17 protein-coding genes are annotated in these 17440 nt (G+C 72.0%); 12 read left to right on the top strand and 5 right to left on the bottom strand.

The annotated features are described in order from the left end of the window. Nucleotides 1–32 precede the first annotated feature (32 nt). The 6 genes from metH to hisG all read left to right on the top strand — a co-directional run bounded on the left by metH (nt 33) and on the right by hisG (nt 7589). On the top strand, nt 33–3587 hold the full coding sequence (metH, locus tag AB0F15_RS07920; RefSeq protein WP_360266883.1) for a methionine synthase: 3555 nt from the start codon (nt 33–35) through the stop codon (nt 3585–3587). Between the two features lie 51 nt (nt 3588–3638). After that, complete coding sequence (locus tag AB0F15_RS07925) at nt 3639–4301, top strand: HAD family phosphatase (protein WP_360266886.1); 663 nt, start codon at nt 3639–3641, stop codon at nt 4299–4301. Between the two features lie 59 nt (nt 4302–4360). Then, nucleotides 4361–5827: an AlkA N-terminal domain-containing protein gene (locus AB0F15_RS07930; protein WP_360266889.1), complete on the top strand. Its 1467-nt coding sequence runs from the start codon at nt 4361–4363 to the stop codon at nt 5825–5827. Nucleotides 5828–5844: 17 nt separating this feature from the next. Further along, nucleotides 5845–6330: a methylated-DNA--[protein]-cysteine S-methyltransferase gene (locus AB0F15_RS07935; RefSeq protein ID WP_360266892.1), complete on the top strand. Its 486-nt coding sequence runs from the start codon at nt 5845–5847 to the stop codon at nt 6328–6330. 102 nt (nt 6331–6432) lie between these two features. Next, complete coding sequence (locus AB0F15_RS07940; RefSeq protein WP_013226745.1) at nt 6433–6696, top strand: phosphoribosyl-ATP diphosphatase; 264 nt, start codon at nt 6433–6435, stop codon at nt 6694–6696. A 47-nt stretch (nt 6697–6743) separates the two neighbouring features. Next, complete coding sequence (gene hisG / locus AB0F15_RS07945) at nt 6744–7589, top strand: ATP phosphoribosyltransferase (RefSeq protein ID WP_360266896.1); 846 nt, start codon at nt 6744–6746, stop codon at nt 7587–7589. 51 nt (nt 7590–7640) lie between these two features. Here hisG and AB0F15_RS07950 read toward each other — a convergent pair whose 3' ends face one another. Next, nucleotides 7641–9065, bottom strand: coding sequence for a HAMP domain-containing sensor histidine kinase (locus AB0F15_RS07950; RefSeq protein WP_360266899.1), 1425 nt, complete (start codon nt 9063–9065; stop codon nt 7641–7643). Beyond that, on the bottom strand, nt 9062–9775 hold the full coding sequence (locus AB0F15_RS07955; RefSeq protein WP_360266902.1) for a response regulator transcription factor: 714 nt from the start codon (nt 9773–9775) through the stop codon (nt 9062–9064). Before AB0F15_RS07955 ends, AB0F15_RS07950 begins: the two co-directional genes overlap by 4 nt. A gap of 158 nt (nt 9776–9933) precedes the next feature. On the opposite strand from AB0F15_RS07955, the gene AB0F15_RS07960 reads away from it, so the two are divergent. The 6 genes from AB0F15_RS07960 to AB0F15_RS07985 all read left to right on the top strand — a co-directional run bounded on the left by AB0F15_RS07960 (nt 9934) and on the right by AB0F15_RS07985 (nt 14768). Then, nucleotides 9934–11280 (top strand): ferredoxin reductase family protein, encoded by a 1347-nt coding sequence (locus AB0F15_RS07960; RefSeq protein ID WP_360267155.1) that lies wholly within the window; start codon nt 9934–9936, stop codon nt 11278–11280. Nucleotides 11281–11289: 9 nt separating this feature from the next. Further along, nucleotides 11290–11763: an FMN-binding protein gene (locus tag AB0F15_RS07965; protein ID WP_360266905.1), complete on the top strand. Its 474-nt coding sequence runs from the start codon at nt 11290–11292 to the stop codon at nt 11761–11763. Continuing rightward, nucleotides 11760–12500, top strand: coding sequence for an FAD:protein FMN transferase (locus tag AB0F15_RS07970; RefSeq protein ID WP_360266908.1), 741 nt, complete (start codon nt 11760–11762; stop codon nt 12498–12500). The genes AB0F15_RS07965 and AB0F15_RS07970 overlap by 4 nt, the downstream gene beginning before the upstream one ends. Before the next feature lie 63 nt (nt 12501–12563). Next, entirely contained in the window at nt 12564–12944 is a 381-nt protein-coding gene (locus AB0F15_RS07975) for a VOC family protein (RefSeq protein ID WP_360266910.1), read from the top strand. After that, complete coding sequence (locus tag AB0F15_RS07980) at nt 12941–13777, top strand: class I SAM-dependent methyltransferase (RefSeq protein ID WP_360266913.1); 837 nt, start codon at nt 12941–12943, stop codon at nt 13775–13777. Before AB0F15_RS07975 ends, AB0F15_RS07980 begins: the two co-directional genes overlap by 4 nt. 13 nt (nt 13778–13790) lie before the next feature. Further along, complete coding sequence (locus AB0F15_RS07985; RefSeq protein WP_360266916.1) at nt 13791–14768, top strand: asparaginase; 978 nt, start codon at nt 13791–13793, stop codon at nt 14766–14768. A 34-nt stretch (nt 14769–14802) separates the two neighbouring features. Here the strand turns inward: AB0F15_RS07985 and AB0F15_RS07990 are convergent, their stop codons facing one another. The 3 genes from AB0F15_RS07990 to AB0F15_RS08000 all read right to left on the bottom strand — a co-directional run bounded on the left by AB0F15_RS07990 (nt 14803) and on the right by AB0F15_RS08000 (nt 17210). Next, entirely contained in the window at nt 14803–15282 is a 480-nt protein-coding gene (locus tag AB0F15_RS07990) for a cysteine dioxygenase family protein (protein ID WP_360267157.1), read from the bottom strand. A 192-nt stretch (nt 15283–15474) separates the two neighbouring features. Next, on the bottom strand, nt 15475–16491 hold the full coding sequence (locus AB0F15_RS07995; protein WP_360266919.1) for an NAD(P)H-dependent glycerol-3-phosphate dehydrogenase: 1017 nt from the start codon (nt 16489–16491) through the stop codon (nt 15475–15477). Beyond that, nucleotides 16491–17210 (bottom strand): lysophospholipid acyltransferase family protein, encoded by a 720-nt coding sequence (locus AB0F15_RS08000; protein WP_360266922.1) that lies wholly within the window; start codon nt 17208–17210, stop codon nt 16491–16493. The genes AB0F15_RS07995 and AB0F15_RS08000 overlap by 1 nt, the downstream gene beginning before the upstream one ends. Nucleotides 17211–17440 lie beyond the last annotated feature (230 nt).

Raw genomic sequence — 17440 nt, forward strand, 5'->3', positions numbered from 1 at the left:
AGCCTACGACCACCGGCCTTACCCTGTTCAGCATGTCCGACCGCCTGTCGTCGCCGTTCGCCGATGCCCTGCGCTCCCGCGTCCTGGTGGCCGACGGGGCGATGGGGACCGCGCTGCAGGCCCACGACCTGAGCCTGGACGACTTCGGCGGCCTGGAGGGCTGCAACGAGATCCTCAACGTCACCCGGCCGGACGTGGTCCGCTCGGTCCACCGCGGGTACCTGGAAGCGGGCGCGGACGCGATCGAGACGAACACTTTCGGGGCCAATTTCGCCAACTTCGCCGAGTACGACATCGCCGAGCGGATCTTCGAGCTCGCCGAGGCCGGCGCGCGGCTGGCCCGCGAGACCGCCGACGAGTTCGCGACGCCGGACCGCCCGCGCTTCGTGCTCGGCTCCGTCGGCCCCGGCACGAAGCTCCCGACGCTCGGCCACGCGCCGTTCACCACCCTGCGGGACGCCTACCGCGAGGAGGTCCGGGGACTGCTGGCCGGCGGCGCCGACGCGGTGATCGTGGAGACCACCCAGGACATCCTGCAGACGAAGGCGTCGATCATCGGCGCGAAGCGGGCGATGGCCGCCGAGGGCCGGCACGTCCCGATCATCGCTTCGATCACCGTCGAAACGACCGGCACGATGCTGCTCGGCACCGAGGTCGGCGCGGCGCTGGCCGCGCTGGAGCCGCTCGGCATCGACGTCATCGGGCTCAACTGCGCCACCGGCCCGGCCGAGATGAGCGAGCACCTGCGGCAGCTGGCCAAGCACGCCCGGGTACCGCTGTCGGTGATGCCGAACGCCGGCCTGCCGGAGCTGGGCCCCGACGGCGCGGTCTACCCGCTCGGCCCGGAAGCGCTGGTCGAGGCGCTGACCGGGTTCGTGCGCGAGTTCGGCGTCGGCCTGGTCGGCGGGTGCTGCGGAACCACCGGCGAGCACATCCGGCAGCTCGCCGCGGCCGTGGCGGACACCGCTCCGGTCCCGCGGCGGCCGCGCCCGGAGCCCGGCGTGTCGTCGCTGTACCAGGCGGTGCCGTTCAGGCAGGACGCCAGCGTGCTGATGATCGGCGAGCGGACCAACGCCAACGGCTCGAAGGCCTTCCGCACCGCGATGCTCGAGGGCCGCTGGGACGACTGCGTCGAGATCGCCCGCGAGCAGACCCGCGACGGCGCCCACCTGCTCGACCTGTGCGTCGACTACGTCGGCCGCGACGGCACCGCCGACATGGCCGAGCTGGCCGGGCGGCTGGCCACGGCGTCGACCCTGCCGATCATGCTCGACTCCACCGAGGTCCCCGTGCTGCGCGCGGGCCTGCAGCGGCTCGGCGGCCGGTGCGCGGTCAACTCCGTCAACTACGAAGACGGTGACGGCCCGGAATCCCGGTTCACCCAGGTCATGGACCTGGTCAGCGAGTACGGTGCCGCGGTCGTCGCGCTGACCATCGACGAGGAAGGCCAGGCGCGCACCGCGCAGAAGAAAGCCGACATCGCGTCCCGGCTGATCGCGGACATCACCGGGAAGTGGGGGGTGCGGACGTCCGACATCATCATCGACGCGCTGACCTTCACCATCGCCACCGGCCAGGAGGAGTCGCGCCGCGACGGCATCGAGACGATCGAGGCCATCCGCGAGATCAAACGCCGCCACCCCGAAGTCCAGACCACGCTCGGCCTGTCCAACATCTCGTTCGGCCTCAACCCGGCCGCGCGGCAGGTGCTGAACTCGGTGTTCCTGCACGAGTGCGTCCAAGCCGGGCTGGACACCGCGATCGTGCACGCGTCGAAGATCCTGCCGATGGCCCGCATCCCCGACGACCGGCGTGCGGTGGCCCTGGACCTCGTGTACGACCGCCGCCGTCCCGGTTACGACCCGCTGCAGGAGCTGATGGGCCTGTTCGAGGGCGTGAGCGCGGCGTCGTCCAAGGCGTCCCGCGCCGAGGAGCTGGCCGCCCTGCCGCTGTTCGAACGGCTGGAGCGCCGGATCGTCGACGGCGAGCGCAACGGGCTGACGGACGACCTCGACGCGGCCCTCGACCAGCGGCCCGCCCTGCAGATCATCAACGACACGCTGCTGTCCGGCATGAAGACCGTCGGCGAGCTGTTCGGGTCGGGCCAGATGCAGCTGCCGTTCGTGCTCCAGTCCGCCGAGGTGATGAAGGCCGCCGTCGCCCACCTCGAACCGCACCTGGAGTCCGACGACGACACCGGCAAGGGCCGCATCGTGCTGGCCACCGTGCGCGGCGACGTCCACGACATCGGCAAGAACCTCGTCGACATCATCCTGTCCAACAACGGCTACGAAGTCGTGAACCTCGGCATCAAGCAGCCGATCACGACCATTCTCGACGCGGCCGAGGAACACGGCGCCGACGCGATCGGGATGTCCGGGCTGCTGGTGAAGTCCACGGTGATCATGAAGGAGAACCTCCAGGAGATGAACTCCCGGGGCGTCTCGGCACGCTGGCCGGTGCTGCTCGGCGGCGCCGCGCTGACCCGGTCCTATGTGGAGAACGACCTGACCGAGCTGTACCTCGGCGACGTCCGCTACGCGCGGGACGCGTTCGAAGGCCTGCGCCTGATGGACGCGATCATGGCGGCCAAGCGCGGGGAGTCGCCGCTGGTGGACGCGGACGCGGAGAAAAAGCGTCGGGAGCGCAAGGAACGCCGTGAACGCTCGCTGCGGATCGCCGAGGCGCGCAAAGCCCGCACGGCCTCGGCGGAAGCGCTCGAAGGGCCGCCACCAGCGCGGTCGGACGTGGCCACCGACGTGCCGCTGCCGGCCCCGCCGTTCTGGGGCTCGCGGGTGGTCAAGGGCGTGCCGCTCGCCGACTACGCCGCGATGCTCGACGAGCGCGCGACCTTCATGGGCCAGTGGGGCCTCAAGGGCGCCCGCGGCGGGGCGGGACCGACCTACGAGGAACTCGTCGAATCGGAAGGCCGGCCGCGGCTGCGGTACTGGCTCGACCGGCTGACCGCCGACGGTGTCCTGGCCCACGCGGCCGTCGTCTACGGCTACTTCCCGTGCGTCGCCGAGGGCGACGACCTGGTCGTGCTCACCGAGCCGTCGCCCGGCGCGCCGGAGCGCGTGCGCTTCACCTTCCCGCGCCAGCGGCGCGACCGGCGCCTCTGCCTGGCCGACTTCTACCGCCCCCGGGAAGCCGGGGAAGCCGACGTCGTGCCGTTCACGATCGTCACCATGGGACAGCCCATCGCCGACTACGCCAACGAGCTGTTCGCGGCCGACGCGTATCGCGACTACCTGGAGGTCCACGGCCTCGGCGTCCAGCTGGCCGAGGCGCTCGCCGAGTACTGGCACTGCCGCATCCGGCAGGAACTGACCTTCCCCGGCGGTGTGGCGGTCGCCTCAGAGGACCCGGACGACGTCGAAGACTTCTTCAAGCTCGGCTACCGTGGGGCTCGGTTCTCCCTGGGCTACGGCGCCTGCCCCGATCTCGAGGACCGGGCGAAGATCGTCGCGCTGCTCGAGCCGGGGCGGATCGGCGTCAAGCTGTCCGAGGAGTACCAGCTGCACCCCGAGCAGTCGACCGACGCGATCGTCTGCCACCACCCGGAAGCCAAGTACTTCAACACCTGAGGAGACTCCACTGTGTCGAATGCCGTCTCCGCGGGAAAGAGTGCGTCGACGGTGGACGGATTGACCGCCGTGCTGTGGGACATGGACGGCACGCTCGTCGATTCCGAGAAGCTGTGGGACATCGCGCTGTACGAGACGGCGGAATGGCTCGGCGGCAAGCTTTCCGAGGAACAGCGGATGACGCTCGTCGGGTCCAACATGGACGACACGTCGGCCTACCTGCTGGAGGTCACCGGCCGTCCCGTGACGCCCGAGGCGATCGCTTCGACCGGCGAGGAGATCCGCCGTCGCACGGCCGGGCTGTTCGACGACGAGCTGCCGTGGCGCCCCGGCGCCCGCGAAGCGCTGACGGCGGTGCGTGAAGCGGGCCTCCGTTCGGCGCTGGTCACCTCCACCGAGCGCGACCTGACCGAGCTCGCGCTGAACACGATCGGCCGGGACTTCTTCGACATCACCGTGTGCGGTGACGAGGTCGAGGGCCTCAACAAGCCGCACCCGCGCCCGTACCTCAAGGCGGCCGAGCTGCTGGGCGTTTCGCCCGAGCGGTGCGTCGCGGTCGAAGACTCGCCGCCGGGCACCGCGTCCGCGGTCGCCGCGGGCTGCACGGTCCTGGTGATCCCCAACGACGTCCCGGTCGACGCGGGGGAGCGGCGCGTGTTCCGCGACTCGCTGGTCGGCATCGACGTGCCGGCGCTGGCGGCCCTGCTCGGCTGAGCACCACCATGTCGCTTTTCCGCTAGCCCCGGGCCGGACCGGTCCGCGATGCTGACGGAGTGCATGAGGACTTCGAACGGTGCGTGCGGGCCGTGCAGGCGAAGGACGCCCGGTTCGACGGGTGGTTCTACACGGCGGTCCTGACGACGAAGATCTACTGCCGGCCCAGCTGCCCGGTGGTGCCGCCCAAGCCACGGAACATGTCGTTCTACCCGAGCGCCGCGGCCGCCCAGCAGGCCGGGTTCCGCGCCTGCAAGCGCTGCCGCCCGGACGCCAGCCCCGGCTCGCCGCTGTGGAACGAGCGCGCCGACCTGGTGGCGCGGGCGATGCGGCTGATCGCCGACGGCGTCGTCGACACCGAAGGCGTCCGCGGTCTGGCCGCCCGGCTCGGCTACAGCGTCCGGCAGGTCGAGCGGCAGGTGTTCGCCGAACTCGGGGCCGGCCCGCTGGCGCTCGCGCGGGCCCAGCGCGCGCAGACCGCGCGCACGCTGATCGAGACGACCGCCCTGCCGATGACCGAGCTGGCCCTGGCCGCCGGCTTCGGCAGCATCCGGACGTTCAACGACACCGTCCGCGAGGTGTTCGCCCTCTCGCCGACCGAACTGCGGCAGCGCGCGAAGGGCACGCCGTCGGCCGCGGCCGGGGCGCTCGTGCTGCGGCTGCCCTACCGGAAACCGCTGTGCCCGGACAACCTCTTCGGGCACCTGGTGGCGACCGGCGTGCCGGGCGTGGAGGAGTGGCGGGACGGCGCCTACCGCCGGACGCTGCGGCTGCCGCACGGCCACGGCGTCGTCGCGCTGCGGCCGGAAGACGGCCACATCGCCTGCCGCCTCACCCTGGCCGACCTCCGCGACCTGCCCGCCGCCACCAGCCGGTGCCGCCGCCTGCTCGACCTCGACGCCGACCCGGTCGCCGTCGACGACCAGCTCGCCACCGACCCCCTGCTCGCGCCGCTGGTCACGGCCGCACCCGGCCGCCGGGTCCCGCGCACGGTCGACGGCGCCGAGTTCGCCGTGCGGGCCGTGCTGGGCCAGCAGGTCTCGACCGCGGCGGCGCGGACCCACGCCGCCCGGCTCGTCGTCGCACACGGCGAACCGGTCGACGACCCCGGCGGCGGCCTGACCCACCTGTTCCCCTCGCCCGAGGCGCTGGCTTCCCTCGATCCCGAGACCCTGGCCATGCCGCGCAGCCGCCGCCGCACCCTGCTCGGGCTGGTGTCGGCGTTGGCGGACGGCTTGGACCTCGGCGCGGGCAGTGACTGGGACGCGACCCGCGCCGCCTTGACCGCGTTGCCCGGCTTCGGGCCGTGGACGGTCGAGAGCATCGCGATGCGCGCGCTCGGCGACCCGGACGCGTTCCTCCCCACCGATCTCGGCATCAAGTACGCGGCGACGGAAGTTCTGGGCCTCGGCGGTCAGGCCGCCATCGTCGCCCGGTCCGCCGCGTGGCGCCCCTGGCGCGCCTACGCCACCCAGCACCTGTGGGCCACCGGAGACCACGCGATCAACCGGATGCCCGCGGCGTGAACCCGACAGGAGAACCCATGCGCACCCACGCCGTCGTCGACAGCCCGTGCGGCCCGTTGACCCTGGTCGCCGAGGGCGACGCGCTCTGCGGCCTCTACATGGTCGACCAGCGCCACCGCCCGGCCGAGCCGACCTTCGGCCCGCCCCACCCCGGCGCGGACATCTTCGTCCGCGCCGAGACCGAGCTGAAGGAGTACTTCGCCGGCCATCGTGAACGGTTCGAGCTGCCCCTGGCGTTCGTGGGGACGCCGTTCCAGCAGCTGGTCTGGGCCGAACTGCGCAAGATCCCCTACGGCACGACGATCTCGTACGGGCAGCTGGCCGACCGGCTCGGCAAACCCGCGGCGTCGCGGGCGGTGGGCCTGGCCAACGGCAAGAACCCGATCGGCATCATCGTGCCGTGCCACCGGGTGGTCGGCGCGAACGGTTCGCTGACCGGCTACGGCGGCGGCCTCGAGCGCAAGCGCTACCTGCTCGACTTCGAGCAGGGCGCGCTCTTCTGATCCCAGCCCGTGGGAGCCGGCGTCCACGGCAGTGTGAGATGGGCAGCACCCGCGGCGGGGCGGGGCGGCGCCGCGGGGGCCGGGATGGAAGGATTCCGGACCGTGAAGACCTTCGATGAGCTGTTCGCGGAGCTTGCCGAGCGCGCGCGTACCCGTCCGGACGGGTCCGGCACCGTCGTCGCCCTCGACGCCGGGGTACACGCCCAGGGCAAGAAGGTGCTGGAGGAAGCCGGCGAGGTGTGGATCGCCGCCGAGCACGAGTCCGACGAGCGCCTCGCCGAGGAGATCTCCCAGCTGCTGTACCGGGTGCAGGTGCTGATGCTCGGCCGCGGCCTGTCGACCGAGGACGTCTACCGCTACCTGTGACGGGGTCACGCGACGAACACTGCCCGCCGATCGAGGAGAAGAGCGAAATGCTGCGTGTTGCCGTGCCGAACAAGGGAGCCCTCGCCGCCGCGGCGACGGAGATGCTCGGCGAGGCGGGCTACCGCAAGCGGCATGAGCAGCGCGACCTGACGGTGCTCGACCCGGTGAACGAGGTCGAGTTCTTCTTCCTGCGGCCCAAGGACATCGCCATCTACGTCGGCTCCGGCGAGCTCGACCTCGGCATCACCGGCCGCGACCTCGCGCTCGACTCCGGCGCTCAGGTCGAGGAGGTCCAGGCGCTCGGCTTCGGCGGCTCGACGTTCCGCTACGCCGCCCCGGCGGGCCGCGACTGGAAGCCGGCGGACCTGCACGGCAAGCGGCTCGCCACGTCGTACCCGCGGCTGGTCCGCGACGACCTCGCCCGCCACGGCGTCGAGGCCGAGGTGATCCGCCTCGACGGCGCGGTGGAGATCTCGATCCAGCTCGGCGTCGCGGACGCGATCGCCGACGTCGTCGAGTCCGGCCGGTCGCTGCGCCAGCACAACTTGGTGGCGTTCGGCGACCCCATCTGCGTTTCGGAAGCGGTGCTGCTGCAGCGGCGCGGTACGCCGGAAAGCAAAGCGAAGTCGCAGCTGGCCGCGCGCCTGCGCGGGGTCGTGTTCGCGCAGCAGTACATGATGCTGGACTACGACTGCCCGCGGACGCTGCTCGAGCGCGCAATGGCCATCACGCCGGGCCTGGAGTCGCCGACGGTGGCGCCGCTCGCCCACGAAGACTGGGTCGCGGTGCGCGCCATGGTGCCGCGCAAGGAAGTCAACCGCATCATGGACGAGCTGGCCGAGGTCGGCACCAAGGCGATCCTGGCGTCGGACATCCGCTCCTGCCGGCTCTGACCGCCCGCCCCCGTCGTGAGTGGTAATTCGGGTTAGAACCCGAATTACCACTCACGACCGCGCGAGCGGCAACCGCACGGTGAAGACCGTCCGCCCCGGCTCCGAAGACACCGACACCGTGCCGTCGTGCGCCGTGACCAGCGAGTGGACCACCGAGAGCCCGAGCCCGGTGCCGCCGTGGCCGCGGGTGCGGGAGTCGTCGACGCGGAAGAACCGGTCGAAGATCCGCTCCTGAACGGACGGCGCGATGCCGGGACCGGTGTCGCTGATCCGGACGACGGCTTCGGCGCCCTCGACCGTCACGGCGACGTGCACCGCGGTCCCCGGCGGGGTGTGCACGGCGGCGTTGGCCAGCAGGTTGTCGAGCACCTGCCGCAGCCGGACCGGGTCGGCGTCCACCGGCGCCGGCACCGACGAAGTGGTCAGCGGGTGGCCGGGCCGCCCGACGGAGAACGCGTCCGCCGCGTCCTCCGCCAGCTCGGCCAGGTCGACGCGCTCGGGCCGCAACGGCGTTTCGGCGGCCCGCGCGTCGAGCCGGGCCAGCAGCAGGAGATCGTCGACGAGCACGGTCATCCGGGCCGTCTCCTCGCGGATCTTCGCCAGGTGCGCCTCGCGCTCCGCCGGCTCGTTCGCCGCGGCGTAGCGGAAGAGGTCGGCGTACCCGCGGATCGACGTCAGCGGCGTCCGCAGCTCGTGCGAGGCGTCCGCGACGAACCGGCGCAGCCGCTCGTTGGCCTCGGTCTTCGCGGCGAGGGAAGTGTCGATGTGCGCCAGCATCACGTTGAACGCCGTCCGCAGCTCGTCGACTTCGGCGCCGCCACCGGTGCCCGCCGCACGCGCCGGCAGGGCGGGGTTCGCGGCGAGGTCGTGCGACGCGATGTCGTGCGCGGTACCCGCCATGTCGGCCAGCGGGCGCAGGCCGCGGCGCAGCACGAACCTGCCCACGACCACCAGCACGGCCAGCGCCAGCGTGAACGCGCCGACCTCGACCCAGATCAGCTGCTGGACCGTGCCGTCGAGGTCCTTCTGCGGCGCCGCGCTCACCAGCACCGAATCGGTGTCGACCGGGCAGGCACGCACCCGGTAGGGCTCGCCGCCGCGCAGGTACACGGTGCGGGTGAGGTCGCCGTGCAGCCCTTCCGCGGCGATCTTCGCCAGCTGCTGGGCGTCCTGGGGCGGCTTGCCACCGGAGTCGGGGGTGGCGACGCCGTCCCGCACGGTGTACAGCACCGAGTACCAGGAGTAGACCGACTCCGGCGAGCCGTGCGTCTCGCGCAGCAGCGGCACCTGCGTGTCCTGGCTCTTGGACAGCTGCTCGTCGAGCCGCCGGTCGAGGTAGCCGTGCATGATCCCGACCGTCGTGACGCCGACGGCGGCGAACACCACCAGCGCGAGCGCGCCGAGGCCGAGGGTGATCCGGGTGCCCAGCCTGGTGCGCTGCCAGGCCCCGTACCACCGGCGGAGGGTGCCCGTCACCGGTGGACCTGCCGCACGACGTAACCGACACCGCGCACGGTGTGGATCAGCGGCTCGCCGTCCCCCGTGTCGACCTTGCGGCGCAGGTGCGAAATGACCAGTTCGACCACATTGGACCGGCCGCCGAAGTCGTATTCCCAGACGTGGTCGAGGATCTGCGCCTTGGTCAGCACCGACGGCGACCGGCGCATGAGGTAGCGCAGCAGCTCGTACTCGGTCGGCGTCAGCTCGGCCGGCTGGTCGCCGCGGCGGACCTCGCGGGTGTCCTCGTCCAGGGTCAGGTCGCCGACGCGCAGCACCGCCCCGCGCGCCTCGGGCTGGTGCGCGACACCGGTGCTGCGCCGCAGCACCGCCCGCAGCCGCGCCATCAGCTCCTCGACCGAAAACGGCTTCACGAGGTAGTCGTCGCCCCCGCGGGTGAGCCCGGCGATCCGGTCGGCCGTCGCGTCCTTGGCCGTGAGGAACACCACGGGCACCGCGGTGCCGTTCTCGCGCAGGCGGTCGAGCACGGTGAAGCCGTCCAGATCCGGCAGCATCAAGTCGAGCACCACGATGTCCGGCCCGAACTCCGCGGCGCGGCTCAGCGCGGCCTGACCGGTCCCGGCCGTGACCGCCTGCCAGCCCTCGTACCGGGCAACGGTGGCGACGAGGTCGGCGATGTGCGGCTCGTCGTCGACGACGAGCAGGCGCACGGGAGCGGGAGTCTGCACCGCCTCATCTTCTCCCCGGCCGGGGCACCGGGGCGAGGCGACGGGCAGGCCGACAGGGATCCGACAGCGATCCGACAGCCGGCACCTTGACTCTCCACAGGTTGCGCGGCGAGGCTGGCCTTCGTGAACCGAACCGAGGGGGAATCCGTGTGACCAGCATGACGCAGACCGCCGAGGCCGCGCGCCCGGCGATCCGCCCCCGGATCGCCGCGAAATCCGGCCTCTTCCTCTTCCTCGGCGCCAACGTGGCCGCCGTCACCGTCCTGTTCGTGCAGGCCGGATTGTCGCAGAACGTGCTGATCACCATCGGCAGGCTCGCCGGGCTGTACGGCGCGCTGGCGATGGCGTTCCAGCTGCTGCTGGTGGCCCGGCTGCCCTGGCTGGACCGCCGGCTCGGGATGGACCGGCTGACCACGTGGCACCGCTGGACCGGCTTCACGATCCTGTGGACCCTGCTGGCGCACCTCGTGTTCATCACCATGGGCTACGCGGAGGTCTCCAGCAAGGGGGTCGTCGACGAACTGGTCGACATGGCGAACACCCTCGAAGGGATCCTGCGGTCGCTGGTGGCCTTCGCCGTGATCCTCGTCGTCGGCGCCGCTTCGGCGAAGTTCGCCCGCAAGCGGCTCGCCTACGAGACGTGGCACTTCATCCACCTCTACACCTACGCCGCGATCGTGCTGGCGTTCACCCACCAGATCGCGCTTGGTCAGTCGTTCGCCGGCTCGGAGCAGGCGAAGGCGTACTGGTGGACGCTCTGGCTCGGCGCCGGTGCCGCCGTGCTCGCCGGGCGCGTCGTGCTGCCGCTGTGGCGGAACCTGCGCCACCAGTTGCGCGTCACGGCCGTGGTTTCCGAATCCCCGGACGTCGTTTCGGTGTACATGAGCGGCAAGCACCTGGACAAGATGCCGGCCAAGGCGGGGCAGTTCTTCCTGTGGCGGTTCCTCACCAAGGACCGCTGGTGGCAGGCCAACCCCTTCTCGCTGTCGGCCGCGCCCGACGGCCGCTCCCTGCGGCTGACCGCGAAGGCCCTCGGCGATTCCAGCGCCGGGCTGCGCAATCTGCGCGTCGGGACACGCGTGTTCGCCGAAGGCCCGTACGGCGCCTTCACGACCATCCACCAGCAGCGGCCCAACGCGCTGCTCGTGGCGGGCGGCGTCGGGATCACGCCGATCCGCGCGCTGCTGGAGGACATCGACGGCCACGTCGTCGTGCTGTACCGGGTCCGCAACCAGGCCGACGCGGTGCTGCTGCCGGAACTGAACGAGCTGGCCAAGGCCCGCGGCGCCGTCGTGAGTCTCCTCACCGGGCCGGATCAGGCGGTCGGGCCGCGTGGCGTGATGCTCGGGCCGGCGAACCTGCACATGATGGTGCCGGACGTGCACGAGCGGGACGTGTTCGTCTGCGGGCCGCCGGGGATGACCTCGGCCGTGCTGCGCACCCTGCGCGAACTGCGCGTCCCGAACGCCCAGGTCCACGCCGAACGCTTCAGCCTCGCGGCCTAAGGGGACCTTGTGAAGAAGACCATCTTCGTCGTCGCGCTGTCGATCGCCGGGTTCATCGCGGTCTGGCGGTTCGAGCCGGGGCCGGTGCAGAACACCGCCGCCATCGCCCAGCCGCCGCCGAGTGTCACCGCACCGTCCACATCGGCCTCCTCGGGCGCACCGCAGGCGCCGGAATCGTCCACACCGCCCCCCTCGTCCAGCGCGTCCGCTTCGGACGCGGTGGTGACCACGCAGGGCAGCGCGGAGTCCAGCCGGTACGGCGTCGTGCAGGTGCAGGTGACCTTCACCGGCAACCGGTTCACCGCCATCACGTTGCTGCAGGCCCCGAACGTGGGGCGTGCGCTCACCGCGTTGCCGCGGCTGCAGGACGAGGCGATGCAAGCGCAGAGCGCCGACATCGACACGGTGACCGGCGCGACCGAGACGAGCGAGTCGTACAAGACGTCGCTGCAGGCCGCGATCGACGCGAAGGGCAAGCGGTGACCACCCGCGTCGAACAGGTGATGGGCCTGCCGATCTCCCTCGACCTGCGTGACGAAGGCGACTTCGCCGAGGTCGTCGACGACGTCTTCACGTGGTTCCGCGACGTCGACGCCCGGTTCAGCCCGTTCAAGGAAGACAGCGAGGTCAGCCGGTACGACCGCGGCGAGCTGACGGCCGCCGAACTGAGCGAAGACCTGCTGGAGGTGCTGGAGCTCTGCGCGTACTACGAGCAGCTCTCCGGCGGCGCGTTCCGCGCGCGGCTGCCCGGCCGCGGCCTCGACCCGTGCGCGGTCGTCAAGGGCTGGGCGGTGCAGCGCGCCGCCGACATGCTGAAGGCCGAGGGCGCGGCCACGTTCTGCCTCAACGCCGGCGGCGACGTCGTCACCGCCGGCGAGCCGGAGCCGGGGCGCCCGTGGCGGGTCGGGGTGCGCCACCCCGAGCAGCCCCTAGCCGTGTGCGCGGTGCTGGAGTCGCGCAACGGCGCGATCGCGACGTCGGCGGCGTACGAGCGGGGCTCGCACATCCTCGACGGCCGCTCCGGCACCCCGGCGACCGGGCTGCTGAGCGTCACCGTCGTGGCCGGGGACCTGGTGACCGCCGACGCGCTGGCCACCGCGGCGTTCGCGATGGGCACGGAAGGCATCACCTGGGCGGCCGACCGGCCGGACTGCGAGATCCTCATCGTCGACGACAGCCGTCGCGTGCACCGGACGGCGGGGCTGGCGCTGGCTTCCTGAAATCGGTTCGCTCCGTAGCCGGGGCTCGGCCAGACTCGGCAGCACCCGACTTCGAGGAGTGCCATGCCGTCGTCCGTGCTGAACGTTTCCGTCGACTGCGCCGACCCGTACACGCTCTGCCGGTTCTGGAGCCAGGTCACCGGGAAGCCGATCCCCGAAGAGGACCAGCCGGGGAACGACGAGTGCGGCATCGAACTCGAAGGCGGGATCGACATGCTGTTCCTGCGCGTTCCCGAACCGAAGACGGTGAAGAACCGCCTCCACGTCTGCCTGCAGCCGGATGGCCCGCGCGACGACGAGGTCGAACGGATCCTGCGCCTGGGCGCGACCCTCGTCGACGATCGCCGCAACCCCGACGGCACCGGCTGGGCCGTGCTGGGCGACCCCGAGGGCAACGAATTCTGTGTGCTGCGCAGCGCGGCCGAGCGCGCGGCGACGTCGTGACGGACTCCTTCGCCGTCAACAAGGCCAACTGGGACGAGCGCGCAGTCCTGCACGCGGCGTCGCCGGACTACGAGTTCGCGGCCTACGCGTCGGACCCCGCCCATCTGAGCGGCGTCGTGCGCTTCGACCGGCCACGCCTGGGCGACCTCGCCGGGCTGCGCGCGGTCCACCTGCAGTGCCACCTCGGGACGGACACGGTCTCGCTGTCCCGCCTGGGCGCTTCCGTGACGGGCTTGGACTTCTCGGGCCCGGCGCTGGCGCACGCGCGGCGGCTCGCGGCCACGGCGGGCGCCGACATCGACTTCCACGAAGCGAACGTCCACGACGCCGTCGAGGTGCTGGGCGCCGGGCAGTTCGACCTGGTCTACACCGGGATCGGGGCGTTGTGCTGGCTGCCGTCCGCCGCGCGCTGGGCCTCGGTGGTCGCCGGCCTGCTGCGCCCGGGTGGACGGCTGTTCGTCCGCGAAGGGCATCCGATGCTGGGGACACTGGACGAGAACGATCCGGCGTCCCCGAGGTACCCGTACTTCGAGCACGCCGAGCCGCTGGTCTTCGATGAGCCCGCGACGTACGTCGAAGTCGAGCGGCCGCTGGAGAACAGCGTCAGCCACTCGTGGAACCACTCGCTGGGCGAGATCATCACGGCCCTGCTGGACCACGGCCTGACCCTGACCGGCTTCACCGAGCACGACAGTGTCCCGTGGAACGCGCTGCCCGGGCAGATGGTGGGCGACGAGGCGACGGGCGAGTGGCGGTTGCGGGACACGCCGTCGCGGCTCGCGGCGAGCTACACGCTCCAGGCGGTCAAGCACGGCTGCGGTGCCGTTCATTAATTAGGGTGCAGCCATGCCCTTGATCGCGGTCGCCACGCTCGGCGGGACCATTTCGATGGCGCCGGCGTCCGGCGAAGGCGGTGCCGTCCCCCGGTTCGGCGCGGCCGAACTGCTCGGTGGCCTCGGCGACCTGCCGATGGACGTCCTGGCGGAGACACTGGCCGGGATCGGCAGCGCGTCGCTGGACTTCGCGACGCTCCTGCAGTGCCGCGAATGGGGCCTGCGGCAGGACGCCGACGGTTTCGTCGTCGTGCAGGGCACGGACACCCTCGAGGAGACGGCGTACTTCCTGGACCTGTGCTGGCCGTCGGACGTCCCGGTGGTGCTCACCGGGGCGATGCGCAACGCCGGCCTGTTCAGCCCGGACGGTCCGGCGAACCTGCGGAACGCGCTGACCGTCGCGGCCGATCCGCGCAGCCGCGGCCGCGGCGTGCTGGTCACGCTCAACGACGACGTCCACGCGGCGCGCTGGGTGCGGAAGGCGCATTCGAGCCACCTGGAGGCGTTCTCGTCGGCGCCGGCGGGGCCGCTGGGCATGGTCGTCGAGCACGCGGTGCACTACTTCCACCCGTCGCCGCCGCGGCTGCCGGTGCTCACGGGCGAGCACTTCGGCGACCTGGTCCCGGTGGTGGAAGCCGGTCTCGACGACTCGGGCACGGTGCTCTCGTCCGTGGCCGCGCAGCCGGACGTGCGCGGTGTGGTGATCGCGGCCGCGGGTGTGGGGCACGTTTCGTCCGGCACGGCGGACGTGATCGCGCGGCTGGTGCCGTCGTTGCCGGTGGTCGTCGCTTCGCGGACGGGGGCGGGCCCGACGCTGCGGTCGACGTACGGCTTCCACGGCTCGGAGTCCAGCCTGATCGCGATGGGGGCGACGATGGCGGGCTGGTTGGACCCGCGCAAGTCCCGGATCCTGCTGCACACGCTGCTGGCGAGCGGCGCGGACCGCGCTGAGATCGAGCGCCAGTTCCGCCTGCGCGGCGACCTCGACTGAAGTCCGTGAATGGGCCTTCACGGACTTGCGCTGGTCAGTCCAGGACCGGGCCGCCCAGCGGGTCGAGGTGGTACGGGCGCATCGCGCGGCCGGCGTCGCGGTAGACGTGCACCGAGATCGCCGGGTCCGGCCCGTCGTTGCGGACCTCGTGCACGTACCCCGGCCCGAACACCCGCGACTGCCCCGCCGCCAGTGCGTGCAGCTCGGTGACCGCACGGCCGCCCGGCGCCCGGCGCGCCACGGCCTCCGTCAGGTGGCCGCCGACCACGGTGAACGCGCCGCTGGCGAACGCGTGGTCGTGCAGGTCGGTGCGCTGGCCGGGCAGCCAGCCCATCAGCCACACCTCCTGCTGCTCGTCCTTCGACACCAGCGCCGCGAAGCGCTCGTCGGGGTCGTACCGCAGCAGGTGGCGCCAGCGGTCGCGGTCGGCGGCGACCTCGAGCGCGACGCGCACCGGGTGGCGCAGCGCGGGGTTTTCGGGACGCAGCAGAGTGTTGTCCGGGACGGCGAACATGAGGGTCCTCACGGGAAGAAAAGGGTGTCGAGCTGGGCCGGGGCTGGGTTCACCGACAACAGCGACACGCGCGCACGGCGGAGCGGAGGCCCGGAAGGCCCCACGACTCGGACATGGCGTGCGCGAACATGGCGACCAGAGTTCCAGCCGCTCCCCGCCCGGTCAAGCCGCTCCCACCATCCGGGCGGTCGGTCAGGACCATTCGTGTTTCTGCGACCGCCCCAGCAGCTCGGCCCCGGCCTGCCGGGGGTCGACGCCCTCGTGGCAGACGCGGTGCATGGCGTCGGTGATCGGCATGTCGACACCGACGCTCTGGGCCAGCGCCCGGATCGACGAACACGACATGACGCCCTCGGCGACCTGCCCGCCGGCCGCGGCCTGCGCCTGTTCGAGGGTCTCGCCGCGGCCGAGGCGCTCCCCGAAGGTGCGGTTGCGCGAAAGCGGCGACGAGCACGTCGCGACCAGGTCGCCGACGCCGGCGAGCCCGGCGAACGTGAGCGGGTCGGCACCCAGCTTCGCGCCGAGCCGGGCCATCTCGGCCAGCCCGCGGGTGATGAGCGTCGCCATCGTGTTGGTGCCGAGGCCGAGGCCCGCGGCCATCCCGGTGCTGAGCGCGATCACGTTCTTGCACGCGCCGCCGAGCTCGCAGCCGACGACGTCGGTGTTCGTGTACGGCCGGAAGTAGGAGTTGGCGCAGGCGCGCTGGATCGCGACCGCGCGCTCGTGGTCGGCGCAGGCCAGCACGGAGGCGGACGGCTGGCCGGCGGCGATCTCCTTGGCCAGGTTCGGCCCGGTGACCACGACGACGTCGGTGGCGGCGATCCCGACGATCTCGGCGACCACCTCGCTCATCCGCTTGAGCGTGCCGAGCTCGACACCCTTGGCCAGGCTGACCAGGATCGCTTCGGGCGGCAGCAGGGCGCGCCACGACGTCAGGTTGGCCCGCAGGCTCTGGCTGGGCACGGCCAGCACCACGGCTTCGGCGCCGGCCAGGGCCCGCGCCGGGTCGCTGGTGGCGGTGATGTTCTCCGGCAGGTCCACGCCGGGCAGGTAGGCGTGGTTGGTGTGCCGTTCCCGGATGTCCTCGGCTACCTGCTCGCGGCGCGCCCACAGCGTGACATCCCGGCCGGCGTCGCCGAGCACCTTGGCGAAGGCGGTGCCCCACGAACCGGCCCCGAGCACGGTGACCCGCTGCACGTCGGCGCGCATCAGGCGGGATCCTCCGGCTTGGCCGCCGGCGGTTCCTCGTGCCGGATTTCGGCGAGGAGCCGGGTCACGTCGTCCATCATGATCTTGGTGACCTCGCGCAGCTTCGACGCGCTGCGGGTGTTGCCGTCGCGGTAGGCGGACAGGTCGAGCGGATCGCCGACGGAATGGGTCACGGTCTTGCGCGGCAACGGCGTGAACTTCTTCGTGTAGCCGTTGAAGATCTGGCTGGTGCCCCAGCGCGCGATCGGGATGACGGGGACGTCGTTCTGCAGCGCGAGCCGGGCAGCGCCGGTGAAGGACTCCTTCGGCCAGCCGGCCGGGTCCTTGGTGATCGTGCCTTCGGGGTAGATGACGACGACCTTCCCCTGGGCGAGGGCATCGTGCGCGGCCTTGAGACTGTCCCCCGCGGCGACCGAGCCGCGCGAGACGGGGATCTGCCCGGCCCCGACGAAGATCTTCCCGAAGAACGGCGTCCGGGTCAGGCTCTCCTTGCCGAGAAAGCGGGGAACGCGCTTCTGCCGGTGCACGAACACGGCGTCCACGACGGGATCGAGGTGCGAGATGTGGTTCATGACGAGCAGCGCGGGCCCCTGCCGGGGAACTTTCCCGGCCCCGACGTAGACCCGCCGGGCGAGGGCGGTGAGCGGGTAGAACATTACGGCGGCGAGCCCCACCCAGAAGCCGCCCTTCTCACGCCGGGCCACGATCTCCTCCTCCACACTGCACGTCCGGCGTTGATCCTGCCGCGCCGGGCTCGGTGCAGTCCAGGGAGGGTCGGTTCGGCCTGGCCAGGGGGCATTTCGGGACGGCGGTGAGGCCTCGCCGGGCAGGTGGCCCACCGGCCCGCTCGTCCACGCCGGGCCGCGGTGGTGGTCGTCAGGGCGGAGTCGAGCATCGCGAATAAGTCCTCGGGGACGTCGGAGGCCTCGAACGAGTCATTCGCCACCTC

It is taken from the genome of Amycolatopsis sp. NPDC026612, assembly GCF_040638285.1.
In the GTDB taxonomy this organism is placed as follows: Bacteria; Actinomycetota; Actinomycetes; order Mycobacteriales; family Pseudonocardiaceae; genus Amycolatopsis.

What these genes read in the sequence shown, in the direction of transcription:
- metH (WP_360266883.1), top strand. Translation starts at nt 33, where the DNA reads ATGTCCGACCGCCTGTCGTCGCCGTTCGCCGATGCCCTGCGCTCCCGC.
- AB0F15_RS07935 (WP_360266892.1), top strand. Translation starts at nt 5,845, where the DNA reads ATGCGCACCCACGCCGTCGTCGACAGCCCGTGCGGCCCGTTGACCCTG.
- hisG (WP_360266896.1), top strand. Translation starts at nt 6,744, where the DNA reads ATGCTGCGTGTTGCCGTGCCGAACAAGGGAGCCCTCGCCGCCGCGGCG.
- AB0F15_RS07960 (WP_360267155.1), top strand. Translation starts at nt 9,934, where the DNA reads ATGACGCAGACCGCCGAGGCCGCGCGCCCGGCGATCCGCCCCCGGATC.
- AB0F15_RS07975 (WP_360266910.1), top strand. Translation starts at nt 12,564, where the DNA reads ATGCCGTCGTCCGTGCTGAACGTTTCCGTCGACTGCGCCGACCCGTAC.
- AB0F15_RS07985 (WP_360266916.1), top strand. Translation starts at nt 13,791, where the DNA reads ATGCCCTTGATCGCGGTCGCCACGCTCGGCGGGACCATTTCGATGGCG.
- AB0F15_RS07990 (WP_360267157.1), bottom strand. Translation starts at nt 15,282, where the DNA reads ATGTTCGCCGTCCCGGACAACACTCTGCTGCGTCCCGAAAACCCCGCG.
- AB0F15_RS07995 (WP_360266919.1), bottom strand. Translation starts at nt 16,491, where the DNA reads ATGCGCGCCGACGTGCAGCGGGTCACCGTGCTCGGGGCCGGTTCGTGG.